Source organism: Thermococcus sp. 9N3, from assembly GCF_012027685.1.
In the GTDB taxonomy this organism is placed as follows: domain Archaea; phylum Methanobacteriota_B; class Thermococci; order Thermococcales; family Thermococcaceae; genus Thermococcus; species Thermococcus nautili.
The window spans coordinates 1,206,940-1,229,293 of the sequence record NZ_SNUV01000001.1; the positions used below are offsets into that span (position 1 = coordinate 1,206,940).

24 protein-coding genes and 1 tRNA gene are annotated in these 22,354 nt (G+C 55.1%); 13 read left to right on the forward strand and 12 right to left on the reverse strand.

Annotated features, from left to right (window positions below):
- Nucleotide 1 precedes the first annotated feature (1 nt).
- Together E3E30_RS06815 and E3E30_RS06820 are read right to left on the reverse strand one after the other, a co-directional pair.
- Nucleotides 2–3,055 carry an AAA family ATPase gene (locus tag E3E30_RS06815; RefSeq protein WP_167728806.1) on the reverse strand — a complete coding sequence of 1,018 codons (3,054 nt, stop codon included), beginning with the start codon at nt 3,053–3,055 and terminating at the stop codon, nt 2–4.
- On the reverse strand, nt 3,055–3,549 hold the full coding sequence (locus E3E30_RS06820; protein ID WP_167728807.1) for a DNA replication complex GINS family protein: 495 nt from the start codon (nt 3,547–3,549) through the stop codon (nt 3,055–3,057). The genes E3E30_RS06815 and E3E30_RS06820 overlap by 1 nt, the downstream gene beginning before the upstream one ends.
- 191 nt (nt 3,550–3,740) lie before the next feature.
- Between E3E30_RS06820 and E3E30_RS06825 the strand changes: the two genes are divergently transcribed.
- The gene (locus E3E30_RS06825; RefSeq protein WP_167728808.1) at nt 3,741–4,253 is read left to right on the forward strand and encodes a metallophosphoesterase; all 513 of its coding nucleotides are present in this window, start codon (nt 3,741–3,743) and stop codon (nt 4,251–4,253) included.
- Nucleotides 4,254–4,262: 9 nt separating this feature from the next.
- The gene (locus tag E3E30_RS06830; protein ID WP_167728809.1) at nt 4,263–5,087 is read left to right on the forward strand and encodes a hypothetical protein; all 825 of its coding nucleotides are present in this window, start codon (nt 4,263–4,265) and stop codon (nt 5,085–5,087) included.
- Here the strand turns inward: E3E30_RS06830 and E3E30_RS06835 are convergent.
- A complete protein-coding gene (locus E3E30_RS06835) occupies nt 5,068–5,622 on the reverse strand; it encodes a hypothetical protein (protein WP_167728810.1) in 555 nt (184 codons plus the stop codon). The two genes, E3E30_RS06830 and E3E30_RS06835, sit on opposite strands and share 20 nt — an antisense overlap.
- A gap of 87 nt (nt 5,623–5,709) precedes the next feature.
- Between E3E30_RS06835 and rtcA the strand changes: the two genes are divergently transcribed.
- The 3 genes from rtcA to E3E30_RS06850 are packed head-to-tail and all read left to right on the forward strand — an operon-like array spanning nt 5,710 to nt 7,365.
- Nucleotides 5,710–6,744: an RNA 3'-terminal phosphate cyclase gene (gene rtcA, locus E3E30_RS06840; RefSeq protein WP_167728811.1), complete on the forward strand. Its 1,035-nt coding sequence runs from the start codon at nt 5,710–5,712 to the stop codon at nt 6,742–6,744.
- A gap of 46 nt (nt 6,745–6,790) precedes the next feature.
- On the forward strand, nt 6,791–6,979 hold the full coding sequence (locus tag E3E30_RS06845) for a hypothetical protein (RefSeq protein WP_167728812.1): 189 nt from the start codon (nt 6,791–6,793) through the stop codon (nt 6,977–6,979).
- Nucleotides 6,961–7,365 (forward strand): type II toxin-antitoxin system VapC family toxin, encoded by a 405-nt coding sequence (locus E3E30_RS06850; protein WP_240922545.1) that lies wholly within the window; start codon nt 6,961–6,963, stop codon nt 7,363–7,365. Before E3E30_RS06845 ends, E3E30_RS06850 begins: the two co-directional genes overlap by 19 nt.
- A gap of 29 nt (nt 7,366–7,394) precedes the next feature.
- On the opposite strand, the gene E3E30_RS06855 is transcribed toward E3E30_RS06850, so the two are convergent.
- The 5 genes from E3E30_RS06855 to E3E30_RS06875 all read right to left on the reverse strand — a co-directional run bounded on the left by E3E30_RS06855 (nt 7,395) and on the right by E3E30_RS06875 (nt 11,205).
- On the reverse strand, nt 7,395–8,240 hold the full coding sequence (locus E3E30_RS06855; RefSeq protein WP_167728813.1) for a TatD family hydrolase: 846 nt from the start codon (nt 8,238–8,240) through the stop codon (nt 7,395–7,397).
- Nucleotides 8,241–8,250: 10 nt separating this feature from the next.
- Nucleotides 8,251–8,562 carry a tRNA-binding protein Pbp11 gene (gene pbp11, locus E3E30_RS06860; protein ID WP_167728814.1) on the reverse strand — a complete coding sequence of 104 codons (312 nt, stop codon included), beginning with the start codon at nt 8,560–8,562 and terminating at the stop codon, nt 8,251–8,253.
- A 47-nt stretch (nt 8,563–8,609) separates the two neighbouring features.
- A complete protein-coding gene (locus E3E30_RS06865; RefSeq protein WP_042692612.1) occupies nt 8,610–9,305 on the reverse strand; it encodes a DUF257 family protein in 696 nt (231 codons plus the stop codon).
- Nucleotides 9,295–9,969 carry a DUF257 family protein gene (locus tag E3E30_RS06870; RefSeq protein ID WP_042692611.1) on the reverse strand — a complete coding sequence of 225 codons (675 nt, stop codon included), beginning with the start codon at nt 9,967–9,969 and terminating at the stop codon, nt 9,295–9,297. Before E3E30_RS06870 ends, E3E30_RS06865 begins: the two co-directional genes overlap by 11 nt.
- 63 nt (nt 9,970–10,032) lie before the next feature.
- Nucleotides 10,033–11,205, reverse strand: a complete 1,173-nt coding sequence (locus E3E30_RS06875) for an aminotransferase class V-fold PLP-dependent enzyme (protein ID WP_167729029.1) — start codon at nt 11,203–11,205, stop codon at nt 10,033–10,035.
- A gap of 99 nt (nt 11,206–11,304) precedes the next feature.
- Here E3E30_RS06875 and E3E30_RS06880 point away from each other — a divergent pair, with 99 nt between their 5' ends.
- The gene (locus tag E3E30_RS06880; protein WP_167728815.1) at nt 11,305–12,438 is read left to right on the forward strand and encodes an ATP-binding protein; all 1,134 of its coding nucleotides are present in this window, start codon (nt 11,305–11,307) and stop codon (nt 12,436–12,438) included.
- Between the two features lie 10 nt (nt 12,439–12,448).
- On the opposite strand, the gene E3E30_RS06885 is transcribed toward E3E30_RS06880, so the two are convergent.
- Nucleotides 12,449–13,357 carry an asparagine synthetase A gene (locus E3E30_RS06885; protein WP_277342778.1) on the reverse strand — a complete coding sequence of 303 codons (909 nt, stop codon included), beginning with the start codon at nt 13,355–13,357 and terminating at the stop codon, nt 12,449–12,451.
- 309 nt (nt 13,358–13,666) lie between these two features.
- Between E3E30_RS06885 and E3E30_RS06890 the strand changes: the two genes are divergently transcribed.
- Entirely contained in the window at nt 13,667–14,248 is a 582-nt protein-coding gene (locus tag E3E30_RS06890) for a Flp pilus assembly complex ATPase component TadA (RefSeq protein ID WP_167729031.1), read from the forward strand.
- On the opposite strand, the gene E3E30_RS06895 is transcribed toward E3E30_RS06890, so the two are convergent.
- Together E3E30_RS06895 and E3E30_RS06900 are read right to left on the reverse strand one after the other, a co-directional pair.
- Entirely contained in the window at nt 14,249–14,986 is a 738-nt protein-coding gene (locus tag E3E30_RS06895; RefSeq protein WP_167728816.1) for a hypothetical protein, read from the reverse strand.
- A 19-nt stretch (nt 14,987–15,005) separates the two neighbouring features.
- Complete coding sequence (locus tag E3E30_RS06900; RefSeq protein WP_167729032.1) at nt 15,006–16,160, reverse strand: alanine--glyoxylate aminotransferase family protein; 1,155 nt, start codon at nt 16,158–16,160, stop codon at nt 15,006–15,008.
- A gap of 162 nt (nt 16,161–16,322) precedes the next feature.
- Here E3E30_RS06900 and E3E30_RS06905 point away from each other — a divergent pair, with 162 nt between their 5' ends.
- The 6 genes from E3E30_RS06905 to E3E30_RS06935 all read left to right on the forward strand — a co-directional run bounded on the left by E3E30_RS06905 (nt 16,323) and on the right by E3E30_RS06935 (nt 22,046).
- Entirely contained in the window at nt 16,323–17,480 is a 1,158-nt protein-coding gene (locus tag E3E30_RS06905; RefSeq protein WP_167728817.1) for an MFS transporter, read from the forward strand.
- A gap of 91 nt (nt 17,481–17,571) precedes the next feature.
- On the forward strand, nt 17,572–18,951 hold the full coding sequence (locus E3E30_RS11250) for a hypothetical protein (RefSeq protein ID WP_206205075.1): 1,380 nt from the start codon (nt 17,572–17,574) through the stop codon (nt 18,949–18,951).
- 5 nt (nt 18,952–18,956) lie between these two features.
- Nucleotides 18,957–19,544, forward strand: coding sequence for a hypothetical protein (locus E3E30_RS06920; RefSeq protein ID WP_167728818.1), 588 nt, complete (start codon nt 18,957–18,959; stop codon nt 19,542–19,544).
- A gap of 201 nt (nt 19,545–19,745) precedes the next feature.
- The gene (locus E3E30_RS06925) at nt 19,746–20,294 is read left to right on the forward strand and encodes a 50S ribosomal protein L16 (protein WP_167728819.1); all 549 of its coding nucleotides are present in this window, start codon (nt 19,746–19,748) and stop codon (nt 20,292–20,294) included.
- Between the two features lie 53 nt (nt 20,295–20,347).
- Nucleotides 20,348–20,860, forward strand: a complete 513-nt coding sequence (locus E3E30_RS06930) for a hypothetical protein (RefSeq protein ID WP_167728820.1) — start codon at nt 20,348–20,350, stop codon at nt 20,858–20,860.
- A gap of 43 nt (nt 20,861–20,903) precedes the next feature.
- Complete coding sequence (locus E3E30_RS06935; RefSeq protein WP_167729034.1) at nt 20,904–22,046, forward strand: RNA ligase; 1,143 nt, start codon at nt 20,904–20,906, stop codon at nt 22,044–22,046.
- 169 nt (nt 22,047–22,215) lie between these two features.
- Here E3E30_RS06935 and E3E30_RS06940 read toward each other — a convergent pair.
- Nucleotides 22,216–22,293 (reverse strand) — tRNA-Asp (locus tag E3E30_RS06940).
- Between the last annotated feature and the right edge of the window lie 61 nt (nt 22,294–22,354).

Genomic DNA, 22,354 nt, shown 5'->3' on the forward strand with positions numbered 1-22,354 from the left:
GTTAGAGCACCCTGTAAAAGCCCGCCCTCGGCTCGTAGATTCTGCCGTCTGCCTTGAGTTCCTCGATGAGCTTCTCAACCTCGCGTTTACTGCCGACCCCGGCCTGCTTCGCGGCCTCGATTACCTTCTCTGCCGGCGCTCCGTAGTCGCCTTCCCCTTCGAGGTTCTTGATTATATCGACCAGTTTCTCTATCTTGTTGAGCTTCTTGGAGCTCTTGCCTATCTCAAGGATTGAGACGTCTATGTTGCCCTCCTCATCGACGGCTATCGTCCTCATCATGGCCTCGATGAGCTCTATGGCAGCTCTCGCATCTTCGCGCGTCACCGTCTCACTCAGTCTCATCCTCGCGTGGGCCTCGCTGAGACGTATGAGGGCCTCAAGCTGTCTCGCGGTTATCGGAATCGGCTGGACGCCCTCCTCGTCGCCCCTCTTAAGGCCCTTCCTCATCTTGACGTAGTAGCGCTTTATCTCTTCCATCGCTTCCCTGCTCAGGACCGGGTGGACGTTCTTCCTCGCGTAGGCTATGTACTTCTTAAGCAGGTCGTAGGGTATCTTCGGCGTAACAACTTCCGCCTCTCCCCTGCGAACCTTGAGTATGTGCTCGGCGATGCTCGCGTCGACCTTCTCGTCCGGCTCGTCGAGGAGGAGGAATATCAGGTCGAAACGGCTCAACAGGGTCGGCGGAAGGTCGAGCTGTTCGGGGAGGGACTTGTGCCTGTTAAAGCGACCGAACTTCGGGTTGGCGGCGGCTATAACGGTCGTCCTCGCGTTGAGGGTGGCTGTAATTCCTGCCTTGGAGATGCTTATCGTGTTGTGGAGAACCAGTCCGTGGGAAACGAAGAGGCGGTACGGCTCAACGGTCACGTCGTAGACCCACTCCCAGCGGTCGTTGGGGATTTCTTCAACCTTCGTGACCCTGAGGAAGTTGGTGTTGCCGTTCCAGTAGCTGAGAAAACTCTCAAGTTCTTTTTCGGCTTCCCTGATTGTGCCCTCGGCTAACGTCTTTATAGCTGAAATTGCCCAGCGGTCACCAAGCTCGGCGCGTTTCTTCAACTTATCTGCTGTAACCCCCGTGTAAGAATACACCCTCGAGCGGGACAGTAAATCCACGGCCTTTGGAGGGTCATTCTCGGAGAGAGTCCTTAACTCCTTAATCCTCGATATGACTCTCTCCAAGTAGGGTCTAATGAAGCTCTCCCTGATTAGCGGAAGAGCAAACCTCTTCCTTTCCTCTGAGAGCTGAACAACGCCGAGGATTCTGCCCGCTTTAGTTAAATGTCTAATCAGTTGGCGGGGAAAAGTCCTCTCTGCCTCTTCCACGGCGTACCTTCCGCGAACGCGTTTCACCCTCGCAACCCTTCCCAGGGAGTAGAGGTAGTCCGCTTTGGCATCGGCGTCTTTAAGTTCCCTGAACAACCTCCCCTCAACGGGAGGGAGTTCAACGGGATAGCGGGCAACCCCAAGAACGATGTCCCTCGGTTTCACTTTCTCCGCCGGCTTCTCCCTTATTTCGCCGTCCTCCCACACCATAATCGGGTGCTCTGGGGTTACCGTTATCTCCCTGCCGTTCGAGAACCTCAGCCGTATGAATCTGTCAGGCGCTCTGTGCCTGCTCACCCGGTCCGCTTTGACCTTCACGATTTCCTTCCGCTCGAGGTCGTACGCGAGAAGCTCTATGTCATCAACGGGCAGTATCTCGGTGTCCCTGCCGAGTATCACCTTATCGCGGTTGGCTTCGATTAGGGAATCCACCAGCTCGCCTATCTTCACCTTCCTGCCGTCAGCGAGGAGAAGCTCAAAGTCGTGGTGGTAGCTCTGCTGTTCCAGCGCCTCGTGAATCGCGCTCCTGTCACGGTCACTCATCTTGTCGAACTCGTCGATTAGTGCGAACCCACCATCCGCCAGCACGAGAACACCCGCTTCCAGAACCCACGAGCCCGTGAACTCATCACGGACTGCGGCGGCCGTGAGGCCTGCGGCCGAACTGCTCTTACCACTCGTATAAATCGCTCTCGGCGCCAAATTAGCCACGTAGCGGAGGAGCTGACTCTTCGCTACTCCCGGGTCACCAACCAGCAGAACGTGGCTTTCTCCCCTCAGCTTCGTCCCATCGGGCAAAACCCTCTGCACACCGCCGAAGAGCGCTAAAGCGATTCCCTTCTTGACTATCCTGTGGCCCCAGATTGCCGGGGCTATCGAGTCCACTATCGCGTCAACGATGTCCTTCCTCTTCGCCAGCTCGCGAATCTTCTGCTCGTCCTCCGGCGAAATCTCAAGCTCCTCAATCTCCTTGCTGAGCTGTTCGATGTGGTTGACCTCCAGAACCTTCTTGAAAATCGGCCTCTTGTCCCTCTGCTCGAGGATAACGCGCAGGATTCCGGTCACGAGAACGCGGTCGCCGGGCAGAGCGGTATCTACGAGGTCGTCGAGCAGAATCGCGTCGACGAAGCGGGGCATCTGACCGCCTTTGAGGCTCTCGGGCCTGTCCTGAAGGCGGAAGCTCTGGAAGTTGATGAACCTACTTTTTTCCACGTCGAGCTCGACGTTTCTTGAACCACAGGCGTCGCACTTGGCCGGCTTGACGAGGTTCTCGTAGGGCCTCTGGAGGCGAATCATCTCGTTTCCGCAGTCCTTGCAGACGAAAACGGCCCTCTGGACGAAGGGTTTGACCTCGCTGACGCGCGTGATGATTCCCTCGACCTGAATCAGCCTGTTTATGTGCTCGCTCCCCAGTTCCTTGACGAGTAAGGTGTGGGGCAGGTTGTAAAAGCGCGCGTGAACCTTCAAATCCCTCTCGACGAGGAGCGGGGGCTCGCGGAGGATAATCTGAATCGCGTCCTCACAGCTCGCTATAGCCTCTTCCGGGTTGTTGAGGAGCTCTTCTGCTAATTCGGGGTCGAAGGAGTTGAGGTGCGCCCAGTCTATGGCCAAGGAGCGCTTCGGCGTTACCGTAAGGAGGTCCTTGAGGCGGTTGATGTAGACCTCGTTGCCGTCGTCGTCAACGTACTCGCGGAGGAACTTCGCGAAGCGCGAAATCATCTCCTCCCTGTCCATCAGGCATCACCGAGCCACTCGTTCCTTATCTTGGACATCTGGAGGTAGAGCCGTCTTTCCTCCGGCGAGAGGCGCGAGAGCAGTTCGAGGCTGTTGGGCCTCAGCATGACCGCTTTGAGGATTTTGTTGAAGCGTATCATCTTCAAGTCGAGGAGTTTCTTCTTGAGGTTGGCAAGCTTCGTCAGCTTGACGTTTATCGTCTCGACGCTCTCGCCCGGGTTGAGGCGGACGTAGTTTTCAAGGTAATACAGGTAGAACTCGGCCCTCTCGTAGAGCCCGGCCGGGAGTGCCGTTAACGGCTCGCTCTCGCGCTCCCCGGCTATGGCCTTGTCTATCTCGCCGATTACCTTGTCCGTTTCGTCCACAATCTCAACCACTCCCGCTTCCCAGAGTTCCCTCGCCTTCCAGTCCTCGATTAGGACGATGTCGCCCTGATTCCAGTCCGAGAAGGGTTTTAACACCTTCACAGCGATGAGCGCCCTGCCGGTGAACATACCACCACCTTGAACGACCTAAGGTCTTCGGCTAATAAACCTTGTCGGAACAGCTTAGAACGGTGTTGCGCGGAGTTATGCCAGTTCGATTTCCACTCGAATGCATTCATGAGCACAGATGAGCAGGGGGACGCTTTTGGCCTCGATAACCCTTTAAACTTGGACGAGCAGTCCCCTTAAGGTGAGTCGTAATGCTGATTGGAATAATGAGCGACACCCACGATAACCTTCCGGCAATTAGGAAGGCAGTTGAGTTCTTCAACGAGAGGAACGTTGACCTCGTAATCCACGCGGGTGACTACATCGCCCCCTTCGTCGCACGGGAGCTCGGAAAGCTCAAGGCCCCGCTGAAGGGCGTCTTCGGCAACAACGACGGCGAGAGGGACGGCCTGAGGAAAGCGTTAGGGATAGAGGACGAGCTCATCGAAGTCGAGGCTGACGGAATGAAGATAGCGGTCACTCACGGGACGAACGAGGTTCTCGTTAAGGCTCTGGCCTACAGCAAGCTCTACGACGTGGTTATAGTCGGCCACACCCACCGCTACGAGATTAGGGAAGTGGGCAGGACGATACTCGTCAACCCCGGCGAGGTCTGTGGCTATTTAACCGGCGTCAGGAGCGTCGCCCTGCTCGACACGAGGAAGAGGGTTGTGGAGATTTTCAACATCGAGACCGGTGAGCTGTTGGGGGCCATGAGCGTATGAGGTGAGCCGATGGACATATTGACGCCGGCCGAGAGGAGGGACGCGGTGGTCTTCATCGGCGTTGATAGGGCTGGAAACGTCGAGTTCGTGAAGGTCTACGCCGTCAGCGAGGAAAAAGCTAAGGAAACGCTGGAGGAGTTCTTCAACGCCAAGGGGCTCTTCCCCACCGATTACAGGCTCGTGAGCCGTGGTCTGGAAGACGTTTCCGGAAAGAAGGCCATAACGACGAGGAGCGAGGAGGAGCTCAGCTCTTCCCTCGCGAGGCTCGGTCTTAAGCTCCTCTCCAACGGAATCCTGACCCTCGAGGACATCGAGGAGGTCTACCAGATAACCCTCGTCAGCGAGGTCCTCTACGAAAGGGTTACCTCTGAACGGCGGGAAAAAAGCGAGGAAAAAATCCTCGACTGGCGGGAAGTTCTCTCGCTCGGCGTCGATACGCTCGTCGAGAACCTGAGGGGGGTTGATTTGTCGGAGCTCGTTCCTGCGAACGCGCTAATCCTTCGCGAGCCGAGCGTTGAGACCGTTGCGGAGCTCCTGAACGGGGAGCGGGACGGGCCGATAATCGTCGAGACGAAGGACGCGGGCAGGTATCGGAACCTCGATTTCTCAGCCTTCGTGAGGATTCCCCCTCTGAGCAGGGAGGAGTTTGCGGTCGAACTCTCGGCGAGGCTCGGCTTCAACGTTCCGGTAAGTTTGATTTCCCTTCCAGAGAACAGGCTGAACCTGCGCAACGTCGAAAAACTGGCCAAACTCGTCGAGGCGCTCGTGAGGAAAGGGTTTGAGAGGGAAGAGGCTCTGAAAATAGCGGTCGAGCTCAACTCTTCAGGGCCTTAAAGTAGGCCTTGACAGCTTCCCTGAAGGCAGGGTTGAGCTTCCCAAGGACGGCGTTGACTCTCTCGCGCTTCTTCCGCTCGCCGGCGAGGTAGCTCAGGAGAAGGCACTCGTCAACCGAGAGGTTAGAGACTTCTGGAGGCTCTTCTCCCGCTAAAATCCGCTCCAGGAGGGGCCTCAGCTTCTCGCTCCGCCTCTCGAACTCAAGCCAATTCACGTTGAGCCTGCCCATTATGGAAATCTCGCCCGCTTTCTCAAGGTACGGCCGGATTTTCTCTCCGAGCGGGGAAGATAGAACCCTCGCAATGAACTCCTCCACGTACGCCATGTCGTCACCGAGCCTCTTCCGGTCAACGAGGTCGAGGCTCTCGAAGAGCGCCCTGGCGGTCAGGTAGCACTTAACCGCGAAGGGGAGCTCGGGGAGGGTTAGATACACCCCATCAATCTTGACCCTCTCACCGGGTTTCCTCTTCAGCGTTTCGAGGAGGGTTCCGAGGGGGTAACTAAGGCTCTTCACGCAGAACTCAAGCTCGTCCATGCTCTCACCATGCCACCTTGTTCGGCCCGCCTAAAAGTCTTTCGTCAGGTTTTTAGGCTTCGCGGGGAATCCCACTACGGTGGGAGAATGGAGTGGATTGAGATAGACGGCTCGTACGGCGAGGGAGGGGGCCAGATACTCAGAACGGCCGTTGCCCTGTCGGTAATCACCGGGAAGCCGGTGAGGATTCACAGGATAAGGGCCAACAGGCCAAACCCCGGATTAAGGCCTCAGCACCTGCACGGTATTCTCGCTTTGAAGGAGCTGAGCAACGCGAGGGTTAGAGGAGCAAAAGTCGGCTCTACGGTTCTTGAGTTCGTCCCCGGAAGGGCCGAGCCGAAGCACATCAAAGTCCCAATAAAGACGGCCGGGAGCATAACGCTCGTCCTCCAGGCGTTATTGCCAGCGATGGCCTTCGTGGGGGGAAGCTTCGAGGTAACCGGCGGAACCGACGTGCCCTGGAGCCCGCCTGTTGACTACCTGCGGCACGTTACGCTCTTCGCGCTCGAAAAGATGAGGCTGAGGGCGGAGATTGAGGTAAAGAGGAGGGGCCACTATCCAAAGGGCGGTGGGCTCGTCCTCGGAAGGGTCGAGCCCTGGGAGGAGAGAAAGCCCCTCGTTGCCCTCGAGTGGCATAAGATAGAGCGCTTCGCGGGAATAAGCCACGCGACGAATTTACCCGCCCACGTCGCGGAGAGACAGGCGAAGTCAGCTGAAGAGAAGCTGAGAAGCCTCTACAGCGTCCCGGTCGAGATTGAGAGGGAAGTCTCGCGCTCCCTCGGGCCCGGAAGCGGGATAGTCGTCTGGGCCGAGACGGACTCGCTTAGGTTAGCCGGAGACGCCCTCGGAAAGCGCGGAAAGCCGGCCGAGGTGGTCGGCAGGGAAGCCGCTGAAGAGCTGATTGAGCAACTGACGCCGAGGAAGGCCGTTGACAGGTTCCTCGGCGACCAGCTGATACCGTTCCTGGCCTTCGCGGGCGGAGAGATAGGCGTTGCAGAAATCACGAACCACCTCGTCACCAACGTCTGGGTCGTGGAGCAGTTCCTTGGCAGAACCTTCGAGGTCGAGGGAGAAATCGGAGAGCCCGGGGTTGTGGGGGTGGTGAGGAAGGCGGAGGTCTGACGAAGGGGTTAAATAGGTCACAGTTTTTAGTGAAGATGGTGGGAGAATGGAAGGTGTGGAGTATATATACGATGAGCATGGGCGGATTAAAGGTGTGATAATACCGCCCGAACTTTGGGAGAAAGTTAAGGGCGAGTTCTTTGACCCGTCGAAATACCGGGGTATTTATAGGGGCAAGAAGGACCTTGAGAAGAGCCTCAGGGAGCTGAGGGAGGAATGGGAGAGAGATTTTTGATTGACACCAACATTCTCATCTACTACCTCGCGGACGCAATTCCCGAGGAGGAGCTTCCTAAAGTCGAAGAAATCCTTAGGACAAGCTTCAACGTCTCAATAATTACAAAAATTGAGTTCCTTGGCTGGAAGGGGCACACTCCAAAGGGTTTTGAAAAGTCAAAGGAGTTCATAAGCTTCGCCAACGTCATACCACTCACCGATGAAATAGGGGACGTTGCCATTGAACTCAGGCGAAGGGTTAGTATAAAGCTCCCTGATGCGGTTATAGCGGCGACGGCGCTCGTTCACAATTTAACTCTTGTTACGAGGAACGTTAAAGACTTTGAGAGGATTGAAGGGCTGAGAATATACAACCCATTTGAAAAGGTAGATAAAAAGCAGTGACATTCTGCCCTGCAGACATCCCCTAAGCTTCACTCCTCCATCTCCACCCCGTAGACCTTCTCCGGGTTCTCGACGTGGATTTTGTAGACGTCCTCCTCCGTGAACAGGCCGTTCTGGAGGAAGGCCTTCGTTCTCCTCGGAACTGTTTTCGGCCCGAGAACCGCCCCCGGCCGTCTTTTGTCGTCTATGTAGTCGGTCTCCATCATGAAGCGGTTGCCCTGCTTTATTGCCTCCTCGATGTTCTTCCTGCTCGCTATTATGCTCGGAAAGACCCCGACCTCTTCAGCAACCTTCACCAGCGGCGGCGAGAAGTGCTTGACTACTTTGTAGGGCTTTATTCCGACTTCCTTTACGTACTCGCCGAGCTCCCTGAACTTCTCCTCGTCGAAGCTCTCGGTGTGAAGCTGAACCGCGCAGTCCGCTTCCTTGGCGAGGCTCATGCCGTACTTCATCAGCTCTATGCTGGCGTTCCAGACTTCCTCGCTCACCTCGTAGTGGGGTCTGCCTATCTCGCCTATCGCAACGGCCTTGCCCTCAAGGCACAGCTTTTGCGCGTATTCTAACGCCTTCATGACCTCGTTTTTGGCGTATTCAAGGCCCTTCTGCTCAGCCAGATAGACGAACTCCGCCGGGTGGACGCCGACGACGGCGAAGGCTTTGACCGGCGTCTCGCGGTTTATCCTCTCGACGAGCTCGATGTGGAAGTCCATGGCCTTTATGAAGTCCTCAGCCTTCAGGCCCGGGAAGCCGTAGTCGTGGGCCGTCTTGTAGACCACCATCAGGTGCGTTCCGCCCGCTCTGTGGAACTGCTTCACCGCCTCGAGGAAGAGGCCCTTGAATGGGTCAACGTGGAAATGATTATCGAGGATTATCATTGCTCCCACCTCACGACTGGTAGATTTCGAGAACGTCGCCTTTTTTAGCGTTTGTCTTCCCCTCGAGGATGAGCGCGACCCTGTCGCCGTCAACCGCGAAGTCAACCCTCTTTCGCTCCCTCTGGATTTCCCGGATTAGGGCGATGTTCCTTCCCTTGACCTTGTAGCCGGGGTAGATTATCCCCTCAACGGTTCCAATCAGCGTTTCCCTGCCGAGGACGTTGAGAACCTGCTCCACCCTGAACTTCGCGACCGGTTTCCTCGATGCTATGAACTCTCCGGATTCACCCTTCCGTCTTTTCAGAAAGTCGAAGAGCCCCATGCTCCCACCGGGGAGAGTATTGAGGAATCTAAAGAAAAAGCTTTGCTCTACCACCATCCCACGACGTCGGCGGGCTGTAGAAAGACCTCGTTCCTTCCTTCCAGGAAGGTGAATATTGATTTTCTGAACCTGAGGCGGAGCATGTCTCCATGGTCGTGAAGCTCGATGACCGAAGTGGCGACGCCCTCAAGGAGCGGGAGCGGGTTCGTTGGGAAGCCCCTGATGACGTTGCCCTCGATTATGTTGAAGCTCATCCTCCTGTCGTTCCCAAGGTTCTCCCGCAGGTGGTTGACGATGACGTAAACCCCCTTGACGTCGCGCTGGAAGCCGAGGAGCCTCTCAAAACCCGTGACGATGTAAACGTATCGGTCGTCTCCCATCGCCTTTGCTATTGCCCTCTCCTTCTTCTGGAGGTAAAGCGCGGGGTCTGCCTCGAACTGAATCTTGTCCACGACGTGGCCGACCTCGTCAACGCCACCGATTTTCAGGACACCAACGTGCTCCATAGGCGGGGTGAGGCCCATGACATCAAAGTGTCGAACGTAGCCAGCGAACGCGTCAAAGATGTCCTCAACGAGAACCGGAAGACCGCGCTCGTAGGCGTAGTTAAGGAGGGCATAGAGGGCAAGCTCAGCGCCTATCGTAGAGTAGTTTTCCATCAGTGTGAGACCGCCAAAGCGAACGGAGTTAAACATCGAGATTACGTCGTCCTTTGAGGCGAGTCCCCTAAGCTCAACTCCCACCAAGGAAAACACCCCCGACGTCTATGGTGAACTCCCTGCCGACGAGGTCGAGGTCGGGACTGCGAAGAATGGACAGCTTAACCCCAGTCGGATAGCTGTGGAAGACCCAAACGCTCGTGGCTATCCTCCTGAGCTCGGGATGGACGTAGGGAGGAAGGCTCCGTATCAGACCAGTGTGAACGAGGTAAAAGGCCTTTCTGCGTTTGTCGCCAACGTAGCGCTGAATTCCAAGAAGGAACCGGTAGAAATCGCGGACGTCACGGACGAAGTATAAGAGGTTCTCGATTCCTAAGGTGAGATTTATGGCAGGATTTTCAGGGGTTCCAACAGTGTCGGCGAACGCCACATCATAGTTCCTGAGGAGAACCCTCGGGTCCGGATGGAACTCAACGCGCCTGATTGTGCCACCGACATCCTTTCTGCCACCGGTCTTAAAGACATGAGAGTGACCGATATCAACCTTGAGACCGAGCATATCACAGTGAACGAGCACGGTATAGAGACTATCAAAGTTATCGTCTATCACGAAGGGAACGTTGTTTTCCCTCGTGTAATCGGCGAGAAGCTTGAGGGCGAACTCGGGGACGTACGACGTCTCGTACTCGACGACAACGGTTTCTCCAGGCCTCACCAGTTCCAGGAGTTCAGGGATTGTAACCTCCATTGTGACCCCCTTACGGAATCTGCGACCCCGGAGGTAAAATACTTTTCTGCTCCAAAAAGAGAGTCAAAGGTGAGAAGTCAGAACCTCGAGGAACAGCTCCACGTCTTCCTTCTCGTTGTAGAGGTGCGGGGAAACCCTTATCCCGTAGTGGCCGAGAACGCCGCGGTGGCTGACGGAAATTCCCTCGGCAACGAGCCTCTGGTAGAGCTCCTCTTCCGTGTTGTAGTCAAGTCCTGTCTTTATCGTCACTATCGGCGAGTCCGCTGAGAAGACGTCGAGGCCAAGGGCCCTAACCTCATCGACAACAATCTTTGCGAGCTTCATGTTGTGGCGCTCTATCCTCTCGATGCCCAGCCCGTTAATCAGCCTGAGCGACGCGAGAAGTGCCGAGGCGATTAGGTACGGAGGCCCTCCACCGAAGTCGAGCTTCCTAATCCCCTTTGCCGGCCTCAGCTCGCTCCAGGGGTCCTTCTCCGGCAGTCCCCACCAGCTGCCCCAGTCTCCGGTTGGCGGTTCGTTGTTGAGCAACCCCGCTATCGGCTTGGCCTCCTCAAGGAGTTCGTCAGAGGCGTAGATTAGCCCAGCCCCGGTGTCAGGGCTGATGAGCCACTTCTCTGAGCCGGCAGAGAGGGCATCTACGCCCTCTTTCTCAGGAAAGAGCCTCAGCGAGCCGAGGTGCTGAACGGCATCAACTATCAGCCACGCGCCGTGCTCGTGGGCGATTCTTGAAAGCTCGCCCAGGTCAATCCGCTCGCCGATGACCCAGTTCACGGAGCTGAGGACGACCGCGAAGGTGTTGTCGTCTATGGCCTTCTCAATATCTTCAAGGCTGTGGAGGCCGTTCCTGTTCTCAACAACGCGGAGCTCGAGGCCGAAGCGCTTGGCATAGCTCTTGAGAAGCGCTGGAATCGTGGGGAACTCTGTGTCGAGGGAAACTATGTTCTGCCCCCTCTTTGGCTCGAGGGCCAGCAGGATTCTCCTCAGCCCCTCGGTGGTCTGAATCGAGAGGCCGACGTTCTCGGGCCTGACCTTCATTAGTCTTCCAGCTTCCCTCTGGAGGGGCTTTAAGACAAGCTCGTCCATGTAGTCAACGGAGTTCACTTCCCCGTTGAACTCTATCACGTCGCTCAGGAGCTTCGTGGCCTCAAGAAGGGCCGTCGAGGGCATCAACCCGGTGCTCGCGGTGTTGAGGTAGGCCTTGAACTTCTCAAGGGCTGGAAAGAGGTTCCGCATCATGGGCATCGCCGTCTAAGATTCAATGAACAGGATTTAAAGGATTGTCATGTTCGAAACCCTTTTAAGTGCAGAACCCACCTAAGTACTTAGGTGGGTTGTGTGGGAAGAGGTAGAGAGATATTTTTCACGCCCAAACCAAGGGACGATAACCTGTTCGGTAGGAACAAAGAGCTTGAAAAACTTCTCTCCTATCTCCACGATGGTGTGTGGGTCGCGGTTCTTGGCCCGAGAATGGTGGGTAAAACGAGCCTCGCCAAGTCCGCGGTCAGGAGGTATGTACAAGATAAAAACTCAATGGGCATTTACATAAACGTTGCAAGTTGCGGTAGCTTTGGAGAATTTTCTCGCAAGGTGGTGGATATCATAGAAACCGCGTTTAAGGCCATGAAATCCCAAAGGAGGCTGAAAAGTATTAGTTTGGGCGTTTATATTTCTGACCCTGGAGGCATACTGAAGACCGGAATTCAATTCAACGTGGACTTTGAGCGGGGAAGGAGTGCCGTTAGGAACTTCGTGTCGGCTGTGAACTCACTGCCCCCAGACACCGTTATTATCCTCGATGAGATACAGGAAGTGAGGAACAGAAAAGACATTCTCCTAAGGAGTTTGTGGGAAATCTACAACGAAAGGCCCGATTTGAGGATAATCTTTACGGGTTCATACTCAGGGGTTCTTAAGGCCCTGTTTACAGCAGGGGAGAAAGAGGCGATGTTCGGCAGACCCCCAGAGCAGCTGGTTCTTAGCCCATGGCCCGTTAAAACTGCGGAGGAGTACCTGTTAAAGGGCTTTGAGAAATGCGGGATAGAATACGGGCACTCTGAGATTGCCGACGCGATAATGACACTCGGCACGCTTCCCGGCTGGCTCACCCTCTACGGCTACAAGAGATGCAGGGGAGAACCTCACGAGCGTGCAAAGCGCCTTGTAAGAGATGAAGCGGTCCTAAAGGCAAAGAAGGAGCTAATGAATTACGTTTCAACGAGAACTGAGCCTTACAAGACTATAAAGCTCCTAAAGTCCCTCTCAGAGGGCCCAAAGAGGTGGAGTGAACTGAAGGCCGTTAGCAGACTGTCCGAGCCAGCCCTCTCCGAGGTTCTGGAACAGCTCACTGAGGAACTCGGCGTCCTAAAGAAAAACGAGCTGAATCGAGCCAACGTAACCTACGAGTTCGTTAATGAGCTGTATCGGGAGGCGGCCAAGTACCTGAGTACCGCAGAAATTGAGAAGAGATGAAGTCGGGGCATCAAATAACAGCCGGAACGCCCGGAATCCTCGGGAAGGGCTGGACCTCTGCTATGTGCTCCGCCCCGACGATGTAGCGGATTAGCCTCTCGATTCCTATCCCTGCCCCGGCGCTTGGCCTCAGCAGACCGGCTTTCGCCACCTCAAGGTAGGGCCTGAAAGCTTCTTCGCTCAGACCGGCCGAGCGTATCTTGGCCAGTATCTTCTCGTACTCCCACTCCCTTTCCCCACCGCTCGAGACCTCGCCGTATCCCTCAGGTAAATAGAGGTCGTAGTTTCTCCAGGTTCCGTCAACCTCCCTGTCGTAGAACTCCCTCGGGATTCCCATTATCCAGAAGGGCTCTTCGAGTTCTCTGCTGGCTTCCTCTTCGCTTCCGAACTCCTCGCGGATTTCTTCAATGGTAAAGCGCTTGAAGGGTCTCTTGGGCTTTGGAAGCTCCCTCTCAAAGGACTCCCAGACTACTGGTCTCAACTCGCGGAACAGGCCAACGATGAGCTCTTCTATCAGCCCCATAACGTCGTCCATGCTCGCGCCGGCAATCTCCATGTCGAGCTGGGTGAACTCGTAGGCGTGCCTTCCGTCGTCCGCTTCCTTACCTTCAAGCCTTATGTTGGGCGAGAGGACGAAGAGCTTATCTATTCCCATCGCAACGGCCATCTGCTTGTGGAGTATCATGCTGTGCGTCAGCCTGAGCCTTTCTCCATAGACCTCGACCTCCGGTGGCCTTAGTGCCTCTTCGGCGGCGGGGTCCGGCCAGAGGGGGTCGGTTATCGAGCTGAGCACTATCGGGAGCAACCAGCGGAAGCCCCTCTTGGACAGCTCGCCCGTGAGGTACGCTATAGTTCTCGTCTGAACCTCGGCAATTAGGTCAATTTTTCTGCTTACGATTTGGAGAGCGTTCATATTCATCACCCTATTTTCGTCAGAGTGCCTTTGGGTTTATTGCCTTTGTGCAGAAATTTTGGAACGGAAGTCAAATTTTGACATAAATTTTTGATATATTTTGGAGATTAGACAAGTTTTGTCAAATTTATTAGCAGAACATCGACTAACTTTAAAGAGAGAACGCCGAGATTAGTATCCCACCAAAGATTATCTTGGAGAAGATAATGCTCACCGGTCGAAAACTGAGAGTAGGTTTTTTCTCCCCTCGCCATGTTGAGACCCAGCAAAGGATACCGTTATAACCCCCGGCGAGAAATACTTACGGTGAACCGAATGGGCGTCTACATCTTCAAGCCCGAGGATTTGATACGCTACGGCTCGGCACGGCCGGAGCAGATGGAGCTCCTGAAGGAAGAGGTCCTTGGAAAGAAGGACATACTAATCGTCGGAACGAGCAGGAGCGGAAAGACGAAGCTCGTGGAAGCGCTACTCCACTACGTCCCAGACGACTGGAAGATAGCGGTCGTTACAGCCTACGGCGAGTTCAAGCCCTTCAAGCCGAACATCGAGGTCATTGATACCGCCTTCGACCAGCGCTCCACGGAGGAGAGGACCGACGAGGTCATCGAGAAACTCAGAAGGCTCAGCCCTGACTACGTCGTGATAGACACCCTCCACACCGTCAGCGTCCCGAGGATTCTGGACAGGTTAATCGACGACTACGCCTTCATCGTCACCTCGCTGGCGATGAGCGACGACCTGAAGGCCGAAGTCATGCACTGGCTCGGTATAGACGAGAAGACCTTCGACCGCTTTGACATTCTCGTCGAGCTGAGCAGGGACTGGAGAACCGGGATGAAGAAGATAAACAGGATTTACAGGATTAAGAACGGGGAGCTCGAACCGATAGTTTAGTCACCAGCGGTTTCTCACGTTTCTTCTTCCTCCCCTCAGGAGAAGCTTTCTCTTCCAGAGGGCGAAGAGTATGAGGTTCAGGAGAACCGTAACGACGAGGGAAGCCGTTAGCGAGCCGAAGGTTATGCCTGCGATGCTGTACTTCGTCCTCTTTACCATACCGAGGGCCACGTAGTCCTCTGGAGCCATGTGCCTCATCTCGGGCGAGACCCGAACCGTGCCGTTCTCGGGGAGGAGTGAGAGCATGTGGTTCCACGTGACCACGTAGAGCTTCACGTGGGTTCCGTTGACGGTGCAGTTGGGAACGCTCAGCCCGCGTTCGAGCCACAGGCACGAGCCGTCCGGAAATATTTCTCCGTGAACGGGCGAGTGGTCGTAGGTCTGGAAGTAGAAGGAGCCGTTTTCGGGGTCTATCTCGAAGACCTCTATGTCCTCAGTGGTGCCGTAGATTAGGCCCCTCATGGCGCGGTAGAGCCTGTCGAGGAGGGCGTTGCTGAAGTACTCGTCGCGCCAGACGATGTAGTAGTACAGCTCGCCGTTTCTCCCGACCATGTAGAGGATTTCGGTCGGCTCGTCGCCGGGCTTGGAGTGGAGAACAGGGGAGTAGGCGAAGACCTTGGAGCTCTCCCAGGGGAGATAGCCCTCCAGGGAGTAACCGCTCGCGGTTAAGGCAACTGCCCAGAAGACGAGGACGTTTCCGACGAGCCACAGAACCAGTAGAACCGTTCTCCTCCGCATGGTTAAAAAGAAGGGAAAATCAGGCCTTAAGCTTTTCTATGACCTCTCTGAGGTTGTCGAGCATCTCGCGGATGTCGTCAAAGGTCATGTAGCCCATGTTTCCAATCCTGAAGGTCTTCTCCGCCACGCTTCCGTAGCCCTTGGCCAGCTCAAAGCCCCTCTCGCGCATGGCGTTGTAAACGTCAACTCCCTTCATTCCCTCGGGGACGACGACGGCAGTTATCGTCGGGCTCTCGTAGCCGGGCTCGGCGAGGATTCCGAGACCCATTTCCTTGACGCCCTCGCGTATCATCTCGCTCCTCTTCCTGTACATGTCGAGCCACTCTTTCTTTCCGCCCATCTTCTCGATTATCCTGAGAACGACGTTGAGGCCGAATATCTGCGGGAGCGGTGGCGTTGAGGGCGTTCCCTTCTTCTTCTCGTTGAACTTCTTGTAGAGCGGTAGGTCGAAGTACCAGCCACGCTCAGGCATCTTCTCGGCTATCTCAAAAACGCGCTCGCTCACAGCGGCGACGGCCAGGCCCGGCGGGACGCCGAAGGCCTTCTGACTGCTCGCGAAGACGAGGTCGATGCCCCACTCGTCGAACTTTATGTCAGCTCCACCCATTGCCGAGACAGCGTCAACGAAGAGGAGCTTGTCATGCTCGTGAACCACTTTGGCCAGCTCGGGGAGCGGGTTGAGAACACCGGTTGAGGTCTCGTTGTAGGTTATCGTGACCGCGTGGACGTCGGGGTTCTTCCTGAGGGCGTCGTCCAGTTCCTCGGGTTTTATAGCCTGTCCCGGCTCCTTCTCAAGGATTACCGCCTTCCTTCCGTTGGCCTCGACGACGTCTGCAAAGCGCTTTCCGAAGGCGCCGATGATTGTGACGAGGACCTTTCCACCGCGCGGGATGGTGTTTCTAACGGCCGACTCCATGAAGCCGGTTCCCGAGCTCGGGAAGAGGATTATCTCGCCCTTGTCGGCCTCAAGGAACTTCTTGAGCCTCTCGAGGGTGTCAACGTGAACGGCCTTCGCCTCGGCCGAGCGGTGGCTGAACATCTGCACGCTCATTATCGCGAGAACCTCTGGGAAGCACGCAACCGGTCCGGCCGTAAAGAGCTTGTACTTCGGCTTCACCATCTCGTAAACTTCCCTGTAAGCGTCCTCATACTGAATGTCGAAGCGGAGCTCCATTCCAACCACCTCGAAGCGTGTTAACCCATCCCTGTAAAAAGTCTTCGCTCGACAGATAGATGGAAAACCTGAAACTAGACGCATCCATCGGTTCGGTTTTCGAAAAACTTTCAGTGGCCAAACCCTTTTAAGTCAAGTGCATAACGCTCAGAAGGTGGTCTGATGGAGCGCAGAAGACTCGCCGGGATTCTGCTCCTCATCATCTCAGCTTTCACGGGAACGATTGCATTTCGCCTCGCAACCCCCGCCATAGCCTTCTACACGCGAGACATTCTCAGGGCAAGCATGTTCGCGGTTTCCCTTGTCTCGATGTCATTCGTCCTCGCGAGGGCCTTCTCGTCCGTTCTCGGCGGTCTCGTCCTTGAGAGGGGCAAGAAACTCGTCTACCTCGGAGCGATAGCGATGATGGGGAACGCGGTAGCCGTCCAGCTCTACCCGCTCACATCGAGCTGGCTTCAGGTCGTTGGAATAAAGCTCCTCAACGGCTTCCTCAACGGGATAAGCTGGCCGATGGCCCAGTTCGTTTTAGCTGTAACGACGCCGAAGGAGATAAGGGCGCGCGTTACTGCCATCTACTTCTTCTTCGGAAGCATAGCGTCTCTCCTCGGCAACTACGTCTATGCCTACACCGTCAGCCTCGGCTTGGCCGGCCAGATGTGGATTTCCTCAGCGTTCTTCGTCCTGACCGGCCTTATAATGCTCCTCAGCTACTACCTCCTCTTCGACCTGATAACGCCGAGGAAGAAGAAAACGCCGGACGGGGAAAAGCCGAGCCTGAACCCGAAGAGGGTTCTAACGATTGCCTCGCTGATGGCGGTTATAGTGGCCTTCACCTCGGGCGAGATAACCTACGTTTACGTCTCGGAGGCTTTGGGACTGAGCAAGGAGAGAACCGCCGTTCTGCTCGGCTGGACCGGGTTCCTCTCGGCCCTGCTCAGCTACTTCGTCTCGTGGCTCGCAGACGTGAGGAGCGAGGCGAGGATGGTGAAGCTCACAGCGTTGCTCGCGGGAATATCGCCGATTTTAGCCTCGATAAAGACCGCGCCGACAGTTTTCCTCGGGATATTCCTCGCGCTCTTCGCCTTCCAGAGCTTCAGACCAATTTCGCGGAAGGTTTTAGCTTCCTACCACCGCTCCTCGCTCGCGATAGGCGGTGTGAACGCGGTTCAGAACCTCTCGACCTTCATCGGCGGAATGCTCTTTGGCCTGGCCTATTCGCTCGGGGAGGTTCACTTTGGACTGACCCTGAACCTTGCGCTCCTGACTTTCCTGCCGTTTTCGCTGGGGCTAATCCTTGAGGGCGTTGGGCTGGAGGGCTGAGGTTTACTTTTTGTTCTCAACTTTGTGTTTGCGAAACTTTTTTTAAGTCCGGATTATTCAGCCTAATTGAAACCCTCCGGAGGTGGTAACGTTGAGCCGCCGGTGGGTTGGAGTTCTGGTGCTCTTACTCGTGTTAACACTGCCCGGAGCTTCTGCCCTTTCTTTCCCCTGGGCAGGAACCCAAATCCTCGGAACGAGCATCGGAGCGTATCCGATTCACATCAGCGGGGTTGAACAGAAGGACAACATTGCAGTCGTCACGTGGGACGTCCCACCGAACTGCATCTCCGGCTATGGGACTGTCCTTATAAGCAAAGACGGCAGGAGTGTCAGCGAGCGCGTGAACCTCGGGCGCTTAAAACCCTGGGGCAAGAAGGTTGCGGTCTTCTTCAACGTTAGAGAGCCGATTTACGTCAAGCTGCGCATTACCTCAGGAAACGGCGTTTTCATGAGCTCGTGGGTAAAGCTTGAACCGACTTTCAGATTTCCAGTTCTCCCCACGGCTTACGGAACCAGAATCTACACCATCAATGGTGGAGATGCAACCCCACAGTTCATTCCGGCCATTGTCGGAGCAATAATCGTGGTAGGGGCCACAATATGGGATGCCTACGATACGTACAAGACGTGCAAAGCCTATGGGCCAGATTCTATAGAATGCGGAACTCAATTGTTGTTTATTGTCGGTACTGCAATTTCGGGGACAGAGGAAATAAGACTCATCTCAAAGCTCGGCAAGAAGTTCGGGGTTACGGATGACATCTACAAAATCCTCAAGAAGACGGGAATAATAGACCGTGCCAACACGGTAGTTGGGAAGTTCTCCCACATCTTTGATGACATTGCAAAGCATGGGGACGAAGCCGCAAAGGCCCTCGACAACCTCGTCAGTGCTGGAGTTTCAACGGAAGCAGTTGAAGAGGCTGTCAAGCACGGGGCAACGGTAAAAGCCGTGAAGGAAGGGATTGAGAAGTTTGCAGAGAAGTCCTCAGAGTTCATCGTCAAGAACGGCGGAAAGAAGTATAAAGTCGTCCTCGAGAAGGGAACCGAGAGGAGCGGACTGCTTCATGCATTCCTCAGGCACGTGTGGGGGTACGAGATGGAGGACGCAAGGATAACGACTTTCTGGCCGATGGGTCAGAAAATCGTCGAGCCTAAAACCGGGAGAGTTGTCCAGCTTCCAAAAGTCTTCAGGGACGAGAAAGAGCTCAGGGAGTTCCTTGATGAGGTGCTGGAGAGAGCACTCCAGAAGGAGACGTACGCCAGCAAGTTTAGGGGCAATGATATAGTGAAGCTTGAAGTATCTCTGAATGACATAGGTATTCACAAGGAAGGCATAGACTCAGTTAAATTCATCTTCCAGCTCGATAGAAAAAGCCAGGAATACAAGTTAATCAGCACGCACCCGGTAGAAGGCAGTAAAGTGTTTGCGTATAAACCTTGGAAAGGAGTAATTGAACCTGTGAGGTGAGAGATGTGTTTGTTAGGTTAAAAGGTGACTATATATCAACAAAAATACAACTTGATAAGTACCTGGGAGAGGGAGGTGATTTTCCCCTTTTTCTTTTTATTGGTGGGATGCTAGTTGCTGGAATGTGCTGGATTAGCCAGGAAGGAAGGAAACTATACCCCACGGAGGGAAACCCTTATGGGATGTTTGATGAGCTGTTGTATTGTTGCAGTATTATGCTGAATGCTCCATATACCCAATTTACGAACAAGAATATAAAAGCATATGAAACAAATCTCTCAATTAACTGGTCTAAGTTTGTCTTTAGGTCTGAGGGCAATATTTTGAAAATACACTACAATAATTTACTACTCAAAGAAACTAACTGTCCCGAGTTCAAAGGCAAGCATAGGGGTGTCGTCGAGCTTCCCCTCAAGGAGTTCGTTGAGGACGTTTTGAAAATCAGCAGAGAGTACTTGGAGAAGTATGCTCCAGTCATTGAGAAAATCAGGCTTGAGCACGGGGAAGAGCCTAATAATTACGATAGCCTCTGGGAACTCTACAGGGAAGTGGAGGAGTTGTATAAGAAGAAGTTCGGGTCAGAAAATCGTTGATTCCAAAACTGGAAGGATTGTCCAGCTTCCAAAAGTCTTCAGGGACGAACGCGAGCTGAGGCTTCACTATGCGGCGCTGGGGATATACCGGGAGAGCATGCGCCGAGACCAATCATCCCACGTTGGCGTTCCAAAACTTTTATAAGGAACTCAACTCGCCTAAGTTTAGGCTCTGATTCGCGCTCATTTGGAGGTGAGATTATGGGACTTAGACCAGCGAAGATTGATAGGGACGTTGACAAGCCCGCTTACACGAGGAGGGAATACATACGCGGTGCTCCCGGACCGAAGATAACGATATTCGACATGGGCAACCTCTCGGCCGAGTTCCAGTACGAGGTCAGCCTCCACGCCGAGCAGGCGATGCAGATAAGGCAGAACGCCCTTGAGGCCATTCGTATTCAGGTCAACAGGTACCTCCAGAAGAACGTCGGTAGGAGCAACTACCACTTCAAGATTCGCGTTTACCCGTTCCAAGTGCTCCGCGAGAACCCGATGGCTACCGGAAGGAAGGCAGACCGTTACGGAAACGGTATGCGCAGGCCCTTCGGAAAGCCGATTGGATTAGCGGCCCGCGTCAGGAAGGACCAGAAGATACTCACCGTCTGGGTCAACGAGAACCACCTCAAGTTCGCCCTCGAGGCCATGAGGAGGGCCAAGATGAAGCTCCCCTACAGCGCCTACTACAGGATTTACGACAAGGACGGCAACGACGTCACCACCAAGGTTCTCTCCACTATGAAGCGCTGACCCTTTTCTTTCATTCCAACACGTTTTTACGCACTTCGTTCTATGTACCATCAGTGATTGCTATGGAGCGAATTGAGGCGCTCCTCGTTGTGGTAGGACTGCTGGCGCTGTCGGTTCTCGGCTACGCCATGACGTACAACTCCCAGCCCCGGACTCAGCCAGTTCCACCGGGCTTCGGGAACTTCAACGCCAAACTTATTCACCTGAACGCCACCAGCGTTCACCTCAAGGTCGGCCAGTCGCTCACGGTCAAAGGCGAACTCGCGGGCGGGCACTACAGAATCAACGGGGAGGAATACCCCTACTACGGCCGGGTCTCGCTGATAGTCTACGGGGGACCTGCCAGGGACACTCCTCAGTGGATAGCCCTTGAGCCTCATCTCACCGCGCCGGAAGGTGTAGCCGTCAGCATCCTGCCCGAGGAGTTCTACCTTCAGCCGAACGGAGAGGAGAACATCAGCGTGAGCATCACCCCGCGGAAGAGCGGGACGTTCCACCTTTACGTCGTCGCGGTCTCTGACCAGGGCTGGCGTGCATGGGTCGAGCTGAACGTCACGGCGGGATGACAACGTTATTTAACCCCAGCGCCCAATGTACTACGGTGAGAGGATGGTCAGCTCGGGGTTTCGAAACCTTCTCCTGAAGCTCGGCCTGCCGGAGGGGAGACTTGAGGTACTCGAGGGGAAAGGAGGGATAGAGGAAGATACCTTCGAGGGAATTCGCTACGTCCGCTTCCGCGATTCGGCGAGGGGCTTCAGGAGGGGAACGGCCGTTTTTGAGGACGGGACGGTCGTTTTAGGATTTCCGCACATAAAGCGAATCGTCCAGCTCAAGAACGGTGTAAAGAGGATATTCAAGGGCAAACCCTTCTACGTCGAGGAGAAGGTTGACGGCTACAACGTCCGCGTCGTCAAAGTTAAGGGCAGGATTTTAGCGCTCACCAGGGGCGGTTTCGTCTGCCCCTTCACGACCGAGAGGATTCTTGACTTCATCAACGAGGAGTTCTTCAGGGATTACCCCAACCTCGTTCTCGTCGGCGAGATGGCCGGGCCGGAGAGCCCCTACCTCGTCGAGGGGCCACCCTACGTTAAGGAGGACATCCAGTTCTTCCTGTTCGACATCCAGGAGAAGGGAACCGGCAGGAGCATTCCGGCCGAGGAGAGGTATAAACTCGCCGAGGAGTACGGGATTCCACAGGTTGAGGTCTTCGGCCTCTACGATAGGTCAAGGATTGACGAGCTGAGGGAGCTTGTTGATAGGCTCAGCGAGGAGAAGCGGGAAGGCGTCGTCATGAAGACGCCGGACATGAAGAGAATAGCGAAGTACGTGACGCCCTACGCGAACATCAACGACATAAGGATAGGCTCCAGGATTTTCTTCGACTTGCCCGGCGGCTACTTCATGGGGAGGATAAGCCGGCTCGCCTTCCACATAGCCGAGCGGAGGATTAGGGGCGAGGACTTCGAGAACTACGCGAAGGCACTCGGAGAGGCCCTCCTAAAGCCCCTCGTTGAGAGCATTGAAGAAGTATCCCAGGGCCACGACGTTGAGGAGACCTTCAGGGTGAGGGTGAAGAACGTGAGCACCGCCCACAGAATGGTGAGCCACTTCGAGAGGCTCGGCCTCAAAATCCACATCGAGGACATAGAGGACTTGGGGAACGGCTACTGGAGGATAACCTTCAAGAGGCTCTACCCCGACGCGACGCGCGAGATAAGGGAGCTGTGGAACGGTCTGGCCTTCGTGGACTGAGCTTTTCCTATTTTCCAGCGCTCTGGAGGGCGTGAAAGACTCGAACCCTTTTAGAGGGGTTCTTAGAGGAATCCCCCACCAAAGAGCAACTCACAGAGGAATCCACTCAAAAACTGTCCTTCAAAAAAGCATGCTCACTTTGGTGAAACGTTTCCGGGAAAAGGTTCTTTGGCGCCCGGGCCGGGATTTGAACCCGGGTCACGGGAGTGACAGTCCCGTATGATGGGCCGGGCTACACCACCCGGGCGCGTGATAGTGGCCGGCGGCGTTCCCGGTTTCCCGCCCCCTCTCGGAGGGCAGTACACCCG